General features: G+C 44.5%; 14 protein-coding genes. 7 read left to right on the top strand and 7 right to left on the bottom strand.

The features are described from left to right. The first annotated feature begins 1 nt into the window (after position 1). Positions 2-622 carry a LysE family translocator gene (locus ABJF92_RS12225; protein ID WP_446816064.1) on the top strand — a complete coding sequence of 207 codons (621 nt, stop codon included), beginning with the start codon at positions 2-4 and terminating at the stop codon, positions 620-622. Positions 623-687: 65 nt separating this feature from the next. Here ABJF92_RS12225 and upp read toward each other — a convergent pair whose 3' ends face one another. After that, the gene (gene upp / locus ABJF92_RS12220) at positions 688-1,344 is read right to left on the bottom strand and encodes a uracil phosphoribosyltransferase (RefSeq protein ID WP_446816063.1); all 657 of its coding nucleotides are present in this window, start codon (positions 1,342-1,344) and stop codon (positions 688-690) included. A 265-nt stretch (positions 1,345-1,609) separates the two neighbouring features. Here upp and lon point away from each other — a divergent pair, with 265 nt between their 5' ends. Together lon and ABJF92_RS12210 are read left to right on the top strand one after the other, a co-directional pair. Then, positions 1,610-4,045, top strand: a complete 2,436-nt coding sequence (gene lon, locus ABJF92_RS12215; RefSeq protein WP_446816062.1) for an endopeptidase La — start codon at positions 1,610-1,612, stop codon at positions 4,043-4,045. 124 nt (positions 4,046-4,169) lie between these two features. After that, entirely contained in the window at positions 4,170-5,549 is a 1,380-nt protein-coding gene (locus ABJF92_RS12210) for an MATE family efflux transporter (RefSeq protein WP_446816061.1), read from the top strand. Between the two features lie 5 nt (positions 5,550-5,554). Here the strand turns inward: ABJF92_RS12210 and ABJF92_RS12205 are convergent, their stop codons facing one another. Beyond that, positions 5,555-6,319 carry a TlyA family RNA methyltransferase gene (locus tag ABJF92_RS12205; RefSeq protein WP_446816060.1) on the bottom strand — a complete coding sequence of 255 codons (765 nt, stop codon included), beginning with the start codon at positions 6,317-6,319 and terminating at the stop codon, positions 5,555-5,557. 113 nt (positions 6,320-6,432) lie between these two features. On the opposite strand from ABJF92_RS12205, the gene ABJF92_RS12200 reads away from it, so the two are divergent. Beyond that, on the top strand, positions 6,433-7,278 hold the full coding sequence (locus ABJF92_RS12200; protein ID WP_446816059.1) for a sulfurtransferase: 846 nt from the start codon (positions 6,433-6,435) through the stop codon (positions 7,276-7,278). An 18-nt stretch (positions 7,279-7,296) separates the two neighbouring features. After that, on the top strand, positions 7,297-8,211 hold the full coding sequence (locus ABJF92_RS12195) for an aldose 1-epimerase (RefSeq protein ID WP_446816058.1): 915 nt from the start codon (positions 7,297-7,299) through the stop codon (positions 8,209-8,211). A gap of 68 nt (positions 8,212-8,279) precedes the next feature. Here ABJF92_RS12195 and ABJF92_RS12190 read toward each other — a convergent pair whose 3' ends face one another. Beyond that, positions 8,280-8,597 carry a hypothetical protein gene (locus ABJF92_RS12190; protein WP_446816057.1) on the bottom strand — a complete coding sequence of 106 codons (318 nt, stop codon included), beginning with the start codon at positions 8,595-8,597 and terminating at the stop codon, positions 8,280-8,282. Between the two features lie 213 nt (positions 8,598-8,810). Between ABJF92_RS12190 and ABJF92_RS12185 the strand changes: the two genes are divergently transcribed. Together ABJF92_RS12185 and ABJF92_RS12180 are read left to right on the top strand one after the other, a co-directional pair. Continuing rightward, positions 8,811-9,836: a glycosyltransferase family 9 protein gene (locus tag ABJF92_RS12185; protein WP_446816056.1), complete on the top strand. Its 1,026-nt coding sequence runs from the start codon at positions 8,811-8,813 to the stop codon at positions 9,834-9,836. A 3-nt stretch (positions 9,837-9,839) separates the two neighbouring features. Then, positions 9,840-10,943, top strand: a complete 1,104-nt coding sequence (locus ABJF92_RS12180) for a glycosyltransferase (RefSeq protein WP_446816055.1) — start codon at positions 9,840-9,842, stop codon at positions 10,941-10,943. On the opposite strand, the gene ABJF92_RS12175 is transcribed toward ABJF92_RS12180, so the two are convergent. From ABJF92_RS12175 to ABJF92_RS12160, 4 genes are all read right to left on the bottom strand, one after another. Then, a complete protein-coding gene (locus ABJF92_RS12175) occupies positions 10,940-11,728 on the bottom strand; it encodes a glycosyltransferase family 2 protein (protein ID WP_446816054.1) in 789 nt (262 codons plus the stop codon). The genes ABJF92_RS12180 and ABJF92_RS12175 overlap by 4 nt on opposite strands. Continuing rightward, a complete protein-coding gene (gene waaF / locus ABJF92_RS12170; protein ID WP_446816053.1) occupies positions 11,715-12,746 on the bottom strand; it encodes a lipopolysaccharide heptosyltransferase II in 1,032 nt (343 codons plus the stop codon). Before waaF ends, ABJF92_RS12175 begins: the two co-directional genes overlap by 14 nt. Then, positions 12,739-13,686 (bottom strand): ADP-glyceromanno-heptose 6-epimerase, encoded by a 948-nt coding sequence (gene rfaD, locus ABJF92_RS12165; protein WP_446816052.1) that lies wholly within the window; start codon positions 13,684-13,686, stop codon positions 12,739-12,741. The genes waaF and rfaD overlap by 8 nt, the downstream gene beginning before the upstream one ends. Positions 13,687-13,776: 90 nt before the next feature. Beyond that, positions 13,777-14,904, bottom strand: coding sequence for an AGE family epimerase/isomerase (locus ABJF92_RS12160; protein WP_446816051.1), 1,128 nt, complete (start codon positions 14,902-14,904; stop codon positions 13,777-13,779). Positions 14,905-14,945 lie beyond the last annotated feature (41 nt).

The raw sequence follows: 14,945 nt of genomic DNA, 5'->3' as shown, positions 1-14,945 counted from the left end.
CATGACATTAGAGAGCTCACTGACTTTTTTTGTCGCCATTTTTATTTTTAGTATCACACCAGGACCTGGAGTGTTCGCGATTTTGGCACGCAGTATGACGATGGGGGCTAAAGCCTGTGTTGGTTTGTGTGTGGGTATGGCGTTAAGCGATATTGTGTATTTAGTAATGGCATGCTTTGGTTTGGCAGCCATTGCAACAACATGGGAGGAGGTTTTCTTAGTCATTCGCTATCTAGGAGCTGCCTATCTCATTTATTTGGGCTGGAAAATGTGGACAGCAAAACCTGTGTCTTCCGCTGAGGGTAACGAGCTGACGAATCATAAAAATGGTTATGCTAGCTTCATACAAGGCTTTATGATTTCTGCTTCGAACCCCAAAGTGATCTTGTTTTACGTGGCCTTCTTACCCACTTTTATGGATCTTACCGTGTTGGATGGTGCCGATATAGTACTGGCATCGGTGCTTGCTTTTGCAGCTTTGTTGCTTGGTCTAACGTTAATCGCTATCAGTGCTGCACAAGCGAGACGCTTGATGAAATCAGAGAAATCTATGGTCACGTTAAACCGTAGTGCTGGTGGCATTATGGCGAGTGCTGGCGCATTTTTAGCGCTTAAGAGCTAATACAAAAAAGCCTCTTCAGTATGAAGAGGCTTTCGTTTGGCACGTCATCTTAGGTGTCATTATGACTACTGAGTACCGTAAATACGATCCCCTGCATCACCTACACCTGGACGGATGTAAGCTTTTTCATCCAAGCCACGGTCAATTGCGCCTATGTACATTGCTGTATCTGGATGCGCTTCTTTAAAGGCTTCGATGCCCTCTGGCGCAGCAAAAAGACAGATAAAGCGTATGTCTGTAGCACCCATCTCTTTCATCTTATCAATGGCCATGATCGCAGAGTTACCTGTTGCCAGCATCGGATCCACAACAATAATGGTACGCTCACTCACGGAATGCGGCATTTTTAAGTAGTATTCCACAGGTTGTTTTGTTTCTGGATCTCGGTACAGGCCAACATGGCCCACACGTGCAGAAGGAGAGAGTTTTAGCACACCTTCTGCCAAGCCATTACCTGCACGCATGATGGTCACAACGCACAATTTTTTGCCTTTTAAAACAGGGCACATAGCCTTTTCAAGAGGTGTTTCTACTTCAATTTCTACTGTATCTAGGTCGCGAGTCGCTTCGTAGCCAATTAAAGTGCCAAGCTCTTCCACCAACATGCGAAATTCACGAGTGCTGGTGGTTTTGTCTCGCAAGCTGGTTAATTTGTGCAGAATGAAAGGGTGATCGGTAAGGGTGATGTCGGAATATTTGCTAAGAATGTCTTCGCGAGTCATTTGGGCGTCCTTAAAATTGATGAAAGGCATGGTCACTGGTTTTGTTGCAGGGATCATACCATAAATTCATCTAGGCCAGAGGCTAATCTTGTCTTTACAGTCAGCAGGTGAATAAATAGCGGAAAAAAAACTCAAATTTTTGCGAGGGATTGTTTTCAGCTAAATTGACATTACATAAATGAATATCGAATTCACCAGTAGTTGAATACTGGGTGACCGCTTGACCAAATCTGGGGGGCACCCAGTGAAGTAATAGAGAAAGTATATGAAAAATGATGATCCGTATTTAGACAAAGAGAATGATGATTTTATAGAAGAAGATACCGAGGTTGTGATCAGCGACCCTAGAGCGTTAGCGCTTCCTGACGATGTATTACCGGACACCTTATATATACTGCCGATTTCCAGCCGACCTTTTTTTCCAGCACAAGTGCAACCTGTCATGGTTGATGCAGACCCTTGGGAAGAGACTTTAGAGCGTCTAGCCGAGCAACCACAAGCCGCGGTGGGGTTAGTGTATGCAGATAAAGTGGGCAAATCGGCGCCATCAGTGGAAACCTTCCGAGATATCGGTTGTGTCGCCCGTATCCATAAAGCAGAAAAACAAAATGATAAAGTAACCTTTCTAGCGCAAGGGGTGAAGCGTTTTGAAGTGGTTGAGTGGCTAAGCGAAACTAGCCCTTTCTTAGCAAAAGTTCGTTATCTACATGATGCCAAAACTAAGGACGATGAATCCAAAGCTTATTCCATTGCTATTTTGGATGCGATTAAAGAACTGATCCGTTTGAACCCGTTGTTTAGTGAGGATTTACGCCAATATCTTGGTCGTTTCTCCTTCTCGGAATCTGGTTTGTTGGCAGATTTTGCTGCCTCAATTACCTCTGCAGAAGCAAACGAGTTGTATGAAATTCTGGCGACGTTAGAGGTTCATTCGCGTATGAATTTGGCGCTAACCCTGCTTAAGAAAGAGCTTGAAATAGCCCGTTTGCAGAATGAGATCAGTGCTGAGGTTAATGAAAAAATCAGCGAGCATCAAAGAGAGTTTTTCTTAAAAGAGCAGCTTAAGGTCATTCAGAAAGAGCTAGGCCTCTCCAAAGATGATCGTACGTCGGATATTGAAACCTTTGAGCAGCGTCTAGAGAGCAAGCAGGTCCCAGAGGCGGCGTTGAAAAAGATACGAGATGAATTGCATAAATTAAGCATTCTGGAAACGGGTTCACCTGAATACGGTGTAACACGCAATTACCTTGATTGGGCTACCGCATTGCCTTGGGGAGTTCACTCCGAAGACAATTTGGATATTCAAGCTGCACGCCGAGTACTAGATGCCCATCATTCAGGTTTAAGTGATATTAAAGATCGCATTATTGAGTTTTTAGCATTGGGTGCACAGCGCGGTGAAATGGGCGGAAGCATCCTGTTGTTGGTGGGGCCGCCAGGAGTGGGGAAAACCTCCATAGGTAAGTCGATTGCAGAATCATTGAACCGTAAGTTTTATCGATTCAGCTTAGGGGGAATGCGGGATGAGGCCGAAATTAAAGGACATCGTCGTACCTATATTGGTGCGTTACCGGGTAAGTTTGTTCAGGCTTTAAAAGATGTCGAGGTTGAGAACCCAGTCATCATGCTCGATGAAGTGGATAAAATTGGCTCATCCTTCCAAGGTGACCCAGCGTCTGCCCTATTAGAGGCTTTGGACCCAGAACAAAACAGTGAATTTTTAGACCATTATTTAGATATGCGCATTGACCTGTCTAAGGCCTTGTTCGTATGTACTGCTAATCAGTTGGATACCATACCTTCGCCTTTGCTAGATAGAATGGATGTGATTCGCCTTTCTGGCTACATCAGTGATGAAAAACTGGCGATCGCTAAACAGCATTTATGGCCTAAATTACTGAAGAAAAACAAATTACTGAAACGTCAGCTTAATATTACGGATGCGGCGTTGCGTCATATTATCGAGCATTACGCCCGTGAGGCAGGTGTTCGAGGGCTGGATAAGTTGTTGCAAAAAGTGTTACGCAAGTCGGTGGTGACGCTCCTTTCTCAAGAGACTGACCATATAAATGTGGGTGTGAAGGACGTTGAGAGCTTGTTGGGTATGCCTTACTTCCGACCCGAAAAAACCTTGCATGGTGTCGGTGTGGTGACAGGGCTTGCTTGGACATCTATGGGTGGGGCAACCTTACCGATTGAAGCCAATAAAATCCATGAGTTAACCCGTGGTTTAAAACTCACCGGTAAGCTGGGCGATGTCATGAAGGAGTCCGCTGAGATTGCTTATTCTTATGTTTTCTCCCATACCAAGAGTTATCAACGTCATCCGGAGTTTTTCGACAAGTGCCTAGTGCATCTGCATGTGCCAGAAGGTGCTACCCCGAAAGATGGCCCTAGTGCGGGGATTTCCATGGCCACCGCCTTGATGTCTCTAGCGAAAGGTGAACCCGTACGCAAAGGTTTGGCGATGACTGGTGAGCTAACGCTGACAGGTCAGGTATTGGCTGTGGGTGGCATCCGAGAAAAGATCATTGCCGCGAAGCGAAGTAAAATCAGTGAAGTGATATTACCCGAGCCGAATCGTCGGGATTTTGAGGAGTTACCAGACTCGGTGAAAGAAGGTGTTACGGTTCACTTTGCAGAGCGTTTTACGGATGTGGAAAAAGTGGTATTTAATCGTGTAAATAACGATATTCACTAATAGATTGGTTTGTTAAGCATTCTATCGTGCCGCTATACATGAGAAAATAAAAAGAGCCAGACCTTGTCTGGCTCTTTTTATTTGGCCCTGCACCAAAGATGCAGATATTGATCAGGGGAACTGAATGCCGGTACAGGCAAAGTTGACACAAGGCTCGACCTTTAAACATGTGGTTACCATGTCGGTAACAGGGGCTTTAGGCCTCATGTGCATGTTTTTAGTGGACTTAGTGGACATGTTGTTTTTGTCCATGTTGGATGAGAAGGAAGCGGTGGCGGCGGTGGGTTTTGCCAGTACACTGGTGTTTTTTACCGTGTCCATCAGTATTGCTGTGTCGATATCTGCAACCGCATTAGTCTCCAAGGCCATTGGCGAGGGTGATCTGGCGTTAGCCAAGCGCCGAGCTGTTAATGTGTTAGCTTTTGGTATTGTCTTTTCTTCCTTTGTGGTCTGGTTATTGTGGCCGAAAATTCCTCATCTGTTATTTTACATAGGTGCGACAGGTCGTACCTTGGACTTATCCACTGAATATTTGCAAATACTGGTTCCGGCCATGCCAGCGGTGATGATAGGCATGATATGTTCAGGCATTATGCGTGCCCTAGGGGATGCCCGACGGGCTATGTATGCCACACTGTTTGGTGGGTTAGTGAACGCCATTTTGGACCCGATTTTAATCTTTGGGTTTGGTCTAGGAGTCCAAGGGGCGGCCATTGCTTCCTTGATTGCACGTTTGTCTATGGTGGCGGTATCTTATTATTGCGTGGTGCATGTGCATAAGATTTTAGGTGAGTTTGACCTAATGGACTTGCTGAAAGATTCTCGCGCTATTTGTAAAATCGCTATACCTGCCATGCTTACCAACATGTCTTCACCTTTGGCAAATGCGATTGTTATGGCGCAAGCGGCAGACTTTGGTGTCGATACTGTGGCGGCTGTTGCGATAATAGGTAGAGTGATTCCTGTGGTGTTTGGGGGCTTGTTTGCACTTTCCGGTGCTGTCGGTCCTATTTTGGGACAAAACTATGGCGCGGGGCGGTTTGATCGTATGCACAGTACCATCAGTAGTGCCGTGGTGTATGCCTTTATCTATTGCTTAGTACTGTGTCTGTCTTTATATCAGATACAGGATTGGTTGGTTCAAGTGTTTAATGCCACCCCTGAAACCGCTAAGTTGATTCGCTTTTTTGCCACCTTCGCATCATTTAGCTTTTTCTTCCAAAGTTTGCTGTTTATCGCTATCGCGGTATTTAATAACCTAGGACGTCCTTTTAATAGCACTATGCTTAACTTCGGCCGAGCGACTCTTGGCACTTGGCCATTGATTGCTTTCTTTGCCTTCTTTATGGACGCGGAAGCCGTATTTTTTGGTCAAGCAGTGGGCTCTATTATTTTTGGATGTTTAGGCTTTGTTATGGCGCGCAACTATATTAGTGAGCTTGAAGAAAAGGATGCTGAAAGCATTGTAGTCACCAACAGCAGCCAATATGAAGAGGTGATTTAGTCTTTTTATACTGGGTTATATTGCGCCCACATCAAATACTCTTGGTTGCCATCTCCTCCCTTAATGGGGCTATCGATATAACATTTAACTTGAAAGCCTAAAGCCTTCACTAACTCTTGCATGTCTTTGGCGAGTTGCGCGATGGGCGCTTTGCCCTTCACTAGACCACCTTTACCGATAAACTCTTTGCCCACTTCAAACTGTGGCTTCACCAAGGTGATCAGGTGGCCTTGGCTTTTTAATAGCGCAGGCAACTGAGGTAAGATCTTGCTTTGCGATATAAAAGACACATCCATAACCACTAGGTCAAAACCTGCAGGCGGGCAGTGTTCACCTAAATCTGCCGGACTAAGATGGCGAGCATTGATGCCTTCTAGGCAGGTGATACGGTTATCATTTCGTAGTCTTTTATCGAGTTGGTCGTGTCCAACCTCCACCCCGACAACATGCTTAGCGCCATGTTGAATAGCACAATCAGAAAACCCACCAGTAGATTGTCCAATATCAAGGACTTGATAACCTGTAATGTCTAATTTTGTGTGTTTTAGTGCGCCTTCAAGCTTTAGTGCCCCACGAGACACATATTTGTCCGCCTCATGAGGTGTTACTTTTAGCTCGCATTCGGAGGCTAATTTGAGGCTAGTCTTAGTGGCGGTTAACCACTTATCCTCTTGTTGATAGCTTACCCGACCTTCGTTAATGAAGGTTTGGGCCTGGGATCGGGATTTAGCTAGGCCACGTTCTGCAAGGAGAAGGTCGATTCGTACCATGGATTACTCAATGAAAGGGTGAAATAAACATGGACATATATTAGCAAATTGCATCGAATCAAAGTAGATTTAAGCTTGAGAATAAGCCTTTATAGGGATCGGATGAGAGAGGAATGCCAGTGATTACACATACTCTAATGAGTGCAGAGCAAATGCAAAATGCAATGAACCAAAATGATTGGGTCATACTGGATTGTCGATTTTATCTAACCGATCACCATAAAGGTAAACAAGAGTATGAAAAAGGTCATATACCCAATGCCATCTTTGTGGATGTTCACAATCAGTTAGCCGGCACAATTACAGAGCTAACAGGACGTCACCCTTTACCGAACGAAGAAGACTTTAGTCGTTGCTTGCAGGTTTGGGGGATAGGACGACAGAGCAAGGTACTGGTATATGATGATATGAGTGGCGCCATCGCCGCTCGTGCTTGGTGGATGCTGGCGCAGCTAGGGATAGAGGTTTATGTATTGAATGGTGGCTTTCCTGCTTGGCGTAAAGCAGGCTTTGCTATTACCACAATTCCAGCGACAGGTGACGCTAGCCCAGACTCTATTGAGGTAAGCTTCCCGTGGGCGGTTAGCGAACAAGAAGTGATTAACAATATTGAAAGCGACCGTTTTCAATTAGTGGATGCAAGAAGTGAAGATAGGTTCTATGGCGAAAATGAAACCATAGATCCTGTGGCTGGGCATATTCCCGGTGCCATTAATCGCCCCTTTGCAGCGAATTTAGCTCCTGAAGGTTTGTTTAAGCCTGCAGAGCAGCTGCATGTAGAGTGGCAGGATTGGCTATTAAATAGTGACGATTATGTCTATTACTGTGGTTCTGGAATTACTGCCTGTCATAATGTCTTAGCTCTTAATTATGCAGGGATTGAAGCTGAGCGTGTGTATGTTGGCTCTTGGAGCCAATGGTCTAAACGTATGCTACGAATGTCGCAAGAGAATAATTAAAAAATGTTAGAGGTAAGTATGAAAGAGCAGTTAAGTCAAAATGTGTGTTTGACTCATGACTCAATATCTGTAGTGATATCCCCTGAGTTAGGGGGCACAATTTTATCCTATCAAAGTCTTGATCAAAACGGCGAAAAAATCGATTGGCTGAGAGCTGCACAAGCGAATGAGCAAAGAGAACCAAAAGCGTTTCAAACGGGCTGTTTTCCATTGTTCCCTTTTTCCAATCGTATTGCTGAGGACCGTTTGTTTTTTGAGCAGCAAGAATACCCATTGTTAAGTAATTTGTCTGGCAGCTTTATGATCCATGGGCATAGCTGGATGGGGGCTTGGCGAGTCACAGAACAAAGTACCTCTAGCCTGAGTATCGTTTTTGAGATGCCTCATCAAGACGTTGCTTCCCACGGCTGGCCATTTTCTTACTTGGCCGAGCAGAGGTTTGAATTGTCCGACCAGGGGTTGAAAGTTACCCTAAAATTGACCAATACGTCGACACAAACCATGCCGGCAGGTATGGGCTTACATCCATATTTTAATTGGCTAGAGGGCATGCAGGTTACGGCTAAATGTGAAGGAATGTGGTTAGGCTCTGACAAAAATATTCCGGAACAAGAGGTTTTTTCTCATGAGGCGACCGCTGCGCTTGCTCAAGGAAAGCTGCTTAAGGGGTTAGATAATAACTTTACCCAGTGGGACGGATTGGCACGTATTGAGTGGCCAGACAACAAAGCCTGTATGACAATTAAGGCCTCCGATATGTTTCGCCATCTAGTGGTATACAGCCCAGAAGGAGAAGATTATTTTTGCTTAGAGCCTGTTTCCCATGTGACCAATGCTTTCAACCATCCTGAATGGAGTGACGCTCAAGGTGGTATGCAAATACTGTCGCCGAACGAAACGATACAGGGTGATATTCGCTTTTTAGTAAAGTGAGTTAGTGTAGTGAGTTTGAGAGTGGTCAGTGGGCAAGTAATTTGCCCACTGACCAGCGGGTAGACGAATTACTTTGGTGTCACTCCTGCCATGAATATTTGCACTTGTTGATGGGCGTCTCCCCAAATATGTGACTTGATAGCTTGTAAGAAAGTCTCGGCTTCTTTGAGAGTGACTATGCCATCAAGGAGCCTGATACCTATGCCTTCATGGGTAAAAAAGAATTGCCAGCTATGGCCGTCGATAAGGACTTCTCCTTCGCCATTTTGATAATTAGTCTGCTGAAATGTGTAGGCGCTGGGAACAAAACACGCCAGCTCTTGGCCGCTTTCCCCGTAGTTTAGATCTGGGATATAACCTTGTCGATCAACCAGTTCGAATTTCATGCAACGCTCCTTTTTGTTTTTCTTTTAGACTAGTGTGAATTAGCCTGTTTGCCTACTCTTTTCGTTGAAAGCCTAGAAAAACCTACTTAGAATGACGTGGATATTAACTACTGTCTGTCGGTTTCACTCGCTATAATAGTGGCTTCAGGTGCAGTGCCTGCATTTAAAGTATTTGCCCTCATGCATGCCAAGTGAATCTTAAGGAAAGATTGAATGCCCGAAATAACCAAAATACTCGTGGTCCGCAATGATAAAATTGGTGACTTTGTATTAGCTTTGCCGGCCATTCAGGCAATTAAAAAAGCCTTCCCTAGCGCTACCGTAACGGCCTTAGTTCCCAAATACACTCAAGCTATTGCCGAATCATTCGCATGGATTGATGACGTCATCATCGACACTAAAGATCCAGAGCATAAAGACGTGTTAGCGAAACAGTTACAAGAACATGGTTTTGATGCGGCAATCTGTCTATTTTCTGATCATTATAATGCAACCTTAGTGAGGCAGGCGAAAATACCTGTGCGCCTTGCTCCCGCAACAAAGTGGGTGCAGTTTCTTTACACCCACAGGCTGAAACAGCGCCGTTCGCAATCCTTAAAACCAGAGTTTCGCTACAATCTAGATTTAGCATATTACTTTATTGAAATTTTAGGGGGCAAGGTAAGCGCTGACGTCTCGGAAATCTTTTCTTACTCTGATGAGGCGTTAACTCAGCAACGGGTAAAGTTGGAAAGTATTGGCGTGCAGGCGAACAAGAAGCTTTGTTTTGTACATCCTGTGACTGGTGGTTCCTCTAACACATTAAGTAATGATCAATGGGGGGAGCTGATTTGCTTTCTCGATGCGTTAGATGACTTTCAATTTGTGATTACCGCAGGGCCAGGAGAGTCTGAAGCATCACAAGGTTTGGTGGATAGCCTAGCTGGTAAGGTGAAGGCCATCTTATATGATAAGAACGATGGCCTTGCAGACTTTATGCGCTCTATTGCCACCGGCAGTTTATTCCTGGCAGGGTCCACAGGGCCTTTGCATATTGCTGGAGCGTTAGATGTGCCAACCATTGGTTTCTACCCCAAGAAGCGTTCTTCCACCCCGTTACGCTGGCAAACGTTAAATACCTCCGGTCGTTGGTTGCCTATTTCTCCTAACGAGCTAGAGGATCAGTTAATGGATATGAAGGTAACGTCAAGGTTCGCTGAAATTGAAGCTTGGTACAAAGAATTAATAAGGAAGAACTGATTCATGGTACAGCCAGTAAATGTCTTGCACATGTGTTTATCCAGCGGTTTTGGTGGCTTGGAAATGTACCCAATTCGCGTTGGTAAAACCATGTTGCAACAAGGTCAAAATGTCTATGGTATTGCTCAATCTGGTACGCCGATTCACCAAAGCATGGCATCCGTATTCAAGGATACCTTTACGCTTTCGAGTCGTGGTGAAGGCTATCGCCAGCTTTTCACAATGGCAAAATGGATAAAGCAGCATGCTATTAGTCATGTGCACTGCCATAAATCCAGCGATCTAATGCTGGCAGTGCTGTTAAAAAAACTCTGTGGCTTTACTCTTATCTTTACTGACCATATGGGAGTGAAGCGCCCTAAACAAGATTTCTATCATAGATTTATCTATCGTAATCTTGATCTATTATTATCCATTAGTCATTTTACTCGCTCCTTTAATGTAAAGGCTTTGCCTGTTCCTCCTGAGCGCAATAAAACCCTATGGCTGGGAACCGAGATGCCAGATCAAGGGTTGCAAGGTTTGGGGTTGAAGCAAGAGTTAGGCTTGTCTGAAACATGCAAAATCATTGGCATTGTGGGGAGGGTATCCCATGGCAAAGGTCATGAGGAATTGCTAAAAGCCTTTTCTGTACTGGCCCAAGAAGATACCCATCTAGTGATTGTGGGTGGCCTAAGTCCAGAAACGGGCGGCTCAAGTGAATATGCTCAAATTTTAAAAGACTATGTCGAAGCGAATGGACTTGAATCCAAGGTGACCTTCTATGGCTTTAGCGAGCAGACACAAGCCTTGCTTATGGACATGGATCTGGTGGTTATTCCTTCTCAATTAGAAGCGTTTGGTTTGACGGTAATCGAGGCTATGGCGGTGGGTAAAGCTATTGTCGGCTCATGCCACGGCGCTATTCCAGAAATTATTGCCGACACAGGGATGCTCGTTGATCCAGCGGATAGCGCCGCGTTTGCTAAAGCACTGGCGCTACTATGTGATGATGTGAGCGAGCGTGAACGCCTATCTGTGTTGTCTAAGCAACGTGCTCAAGAGTATTTTGATCAACACAAACACGTACAGGCGTTGTTAGCTTTATATCAAGAAGCAACCGCTTAGTCTGGTCGTTTAGGTTGGGAGCGAATCCATAGGTCGGCATATTTTACAAAAGTAGAGTGTGCCGATAATACTGCTAGTAAAAAACCTTGCTTACCATCTAAAAAGCCTCGTTTAATCACATACATTTTCACGAAGCAGGCGAAGGCATGTAAGCTAGCATTGCTTAAGGAAGTCGTTTTGCCACGAGCTTGTTTTTGATCGGCGGAAAGCTTAGCGTAAGACGCGGATTTAACCAGATAATGCTGTAAATCATCATAGGTGTAATGAGTAAGGTCTCCTACTAGGCTATCAATTTGGATGCCTTGCTCTAAGATAACCTTTTCATGTACTAGGTCATCAGAATAACGTCCCTCATCAATTTTGTAGAGCCTGGTGACATAATCAGGATACCAACCAGAGTGTTCAATAAAGCGTCCAAATACCCAACTTTTACGGTTTATTTGATAGGCTGTTTGCGGCTTATCGTTAGACACGGCGTGTAAAATATTCTTTTTCAGTTCGTCTGTGACGACTTCGTCGGCGTCAACCCATAGTACATAGTCTGTAGAGACAAATTTTTGGGCTGCTTGACGCTGAAGGCCAAAGCCTTGCCAGTCTTCTTTGAGGTGAAAATGAGGGGTGTATTTTGCTGCGATTTGCTGAGTATCATCGGTACTACCCGAGTCAAGAATGACAATTTCATCAACCCATCCTGCTAGACTTTTTAAGCAGGTCTCTAGGTTTTTAGACTCATTTTTCACAATTAATGCTGCGCTTAGGGTGGGTGTCGTCCTAGGTAAGGTCATGCAGGGTTTCCGAATTGGGTAGATTTAACGCATTAATGATGGTTTCTGGGTAGAGCTTGTTTTGGCAGTCAGTATGACCAAGTGGGCACTGACGTTTGAAACAAGGGGAGCAATCAAGATGAAGGTTGTGAATATCGGCTTTTTCAGTAAGTGGTGGTGTAAAGAGTTCGCTAGTGGAGCCATAAATGCCGTGCACGTGAGTGCCTACGGCGGCCGCCACATGCATTAACCCAGAGTCATTACTGATGGCCTGCTCTGCGGCCCCCAATAAATCAATCGCGTCAATTAGAGAAGTACGTCCACACAGGTTGATGGCATATTCACCAAGGTCGGCGACGATTTTATCTCCATCAGTTTGATCTTTTGGCCCACCCAATACCCAAACTTGAAAACCAGAGGCAATCGCGTGCTGGGCAACTTGATGAAAATAAGCAATAGGCCATTGCTTAGAAGGGCCAAACTCGGCCCCAGCCATTAACGCAATTGCAGGGCGTTGTGAAAGATTGAGGCTGTCATACAAGGCTTGTTGATTAGTTGCATCGAGTTCAAGTTTTGGTTGCGGAAGCTCAAGCGGTGGATAAGCCTGTTGCTTAGGCAAACCAAGGGAGACAAAACGCTTTACTGTTTGGTTTAAGATGCTTTTATCAAGCTTACGACGCTCGTTTAGCAATCCATATCTCTGCTCACCATGAAAGCCAACTCTATGTTTGGCTTTCGCAAAGAAGGGAACCAAAGCCGACTTCCAAGAGCGAGGCATCACAATAGCTTCATCATACTGCTCATGACGTAAGCTATGACCAAGCTTTCGGCGGGTGCTAATACCCCATTCCCCATGACCAGTAGGTAGGGCAATGGCGTTTCTAACTTGGGGCATGCGGGCAAGAATCGGCAGTGACCAATTTGGACCAATAACATCAATAATGGCCTTTTCATCTGCTTGTTTAAGGGAAATGAAAAGGCTTTGTGCCATCACCATGTCGCCAACCCAAGAAGGTCCGACTATCAGGTATTTAGCCATTAGTGTCTAGCCAGTTTAGGTAGTCTTGTACCCCTTGTGCTAAGCCGCGGAAGTTGCCTTGATAGCCAGCATCACGCAATTTAGTAATGTCTGCTTGAGTAAAGCTTTGATAAGCCCCTTTTAAGTGTTCTGGGAAAGGAATGTACTCGATTTCCCCTTTACCATAATGGCTGATAACGGTTTCTGCTATGGTTCTGAATGGCTCTGCGTTGCCAGTACCTAAATTGAAAATACCGCTTTTATCAGTGTTTTCTAAGAACCAAAGTTTGGTATTCACCAAATCTTCTACATAAATGAAGTCACGGCTTTGGCCACCGGCTTCATAACCATCATAAGCACCAAATAACTTAGGGTTTTCGTCAGCAAGCACCTGATTTCTTAAGTGGAAAGCGACACTTGCCATACTGCCTTTATGTTGTTCACGAGGTCCATATACATTGAAGTAACGGAAGCCAACAATTTGGCTACTAGCGGTTGGTAAGATGTTGCGAATGTACTGGTCAAATTGAAATTTAGAATACGCATACATGTTAAGAGGCTTTTCATTTTGACGAGATTCTTCAAATACCGGACCAGAACCATAAACAGAGGCTGAAGAGGCATAAGAGAAAGGTGCTTTATGCGCTAAGCAAAAATCTAATACCGCTTTGGAGTATTGGTAGTTAACATCCATAACATATTTACCATTCCATTCAGTGGTCGCAGAGCAAGCACCCTCATGGAAAACAGCGGTCGGTACAATGTTTAAAGTGTTGTTTTTAATCGCTTCCAGAAAATCATACATATCCATGTAGTCGGCGATGTTGAGATCGGAAAGGTTTAGGCACTTTTTGCCGTCGGTTAGGTCGTCGACTAATAAGATGTTACTGATGCCCTTGTTGTTCAAGGCTTTAATGATGTTGCTGCCGATAAATCCGGCGCCGCCTGTGACGATATACATAATGTTGTGTCCTAAATGAGTCAGTGGAAGTTGGCTCTTATAGAGCCAACCCCTTAATTCAGTGTGAAAAGAAGTCTAAACTCTAGATCCTTAGTTTGCTTGCTGCCATGTTAGCACTTCCACTAGGCCGAGAAAAATGTGATAGCTACTGGTGCCGGGTAATGGGAAATCTTTCGCATTATTTTCTTTGTCTAGGTATTCATTCCAGCGACCATCTTCTTGTAAATAATACTGCTGCATAAATCCCAAGGCGCTTTCTAATCTTAATTGCTTTTCTTCTTTCCCAATCGGTATAACCGTAATGGCTTTAAGGTATTCAGTGATAGGCCAAATACGCTTTTCTTTATCTAGAGGGACATAAGTATTGGCATCTATTTGATTGTAGACGCCACCTTCTTCACTCATGCCATGACGTGTGCCGGTGGAAAACAACTGCTGAGCGAGCTCTAGATGAACAGGGTCAGGGCAGATTTTATAAGCCTGGTATAAAAGCCAGACCCACTCAAAGTGGTGGCCAGGCTCTACCTGATGACCAATTTCTGGGTGTATTTGCCAATCATTAGTAAAAAACTCTCTAAGTGTTCGAGAGTTTTTATCATAAAAGTGCTCATGGGTGAGGTTGAGTAAAAGCTCGATACTTTGTTTATATTGAATATCGTCACTGACTTGGTAGGCAGCAATATAGCCTTCCAGTAAGTGCATGTGTGGATTTTGGCGACGAACCTGAGTGAGGTCTACGGGATAGGCTTCATAAAAACCACCCGTTTTGGCTTGCATATTTGCCATTAAAAATTGGTGCGTTTGTTTCATATAAGACAGCGCACGCTGGTCACCGCTAAATTGGTAATAATGACTAAACGACAGCAATACAAAGGCCAGTGCATAGGCGTCAGATTGTTCGTCTTTGACGGTTAGGTCGTCATTTAATGAAAATATCCAACGATCATCTAGGTAATAATGACTAATAATAAATTCAAACAGTGGTGTGAGCTTATCGCGCCAAGGGCTGTCTTCTTTTAGCTTACAAGCGTGGCTAAAAGTATATAACTGTCGACATTGAGTGAGTAAACGCAGGCGACCTACACTCGTTCGGCTCCAGTCGTGGTTTAAACTTTCATAACTGTATCCGTGTTCTGCATCGATACCGTGCTCCGACCAGTTTGGTAAGAGATGTTCAAAGAGGAACTTTTCACAGGTAGAAAGAGTAGAATTAAGCATTATGTAAATAGCCTTATTTCGTATGATCTTGGTATGTCCAA

Origin of the sequence: Marinomonas sp. (assembly GCF_039940335.1) — a bacterium.
GTDB lineage: Bacteria > Pseudomonadota > Gammaproteobacteria > Pseudomonadales > Marinomonadaceae > Marinomonas.
This window is presented reverse-complemented; position numbering and strand designations above follow the sequence as displayed.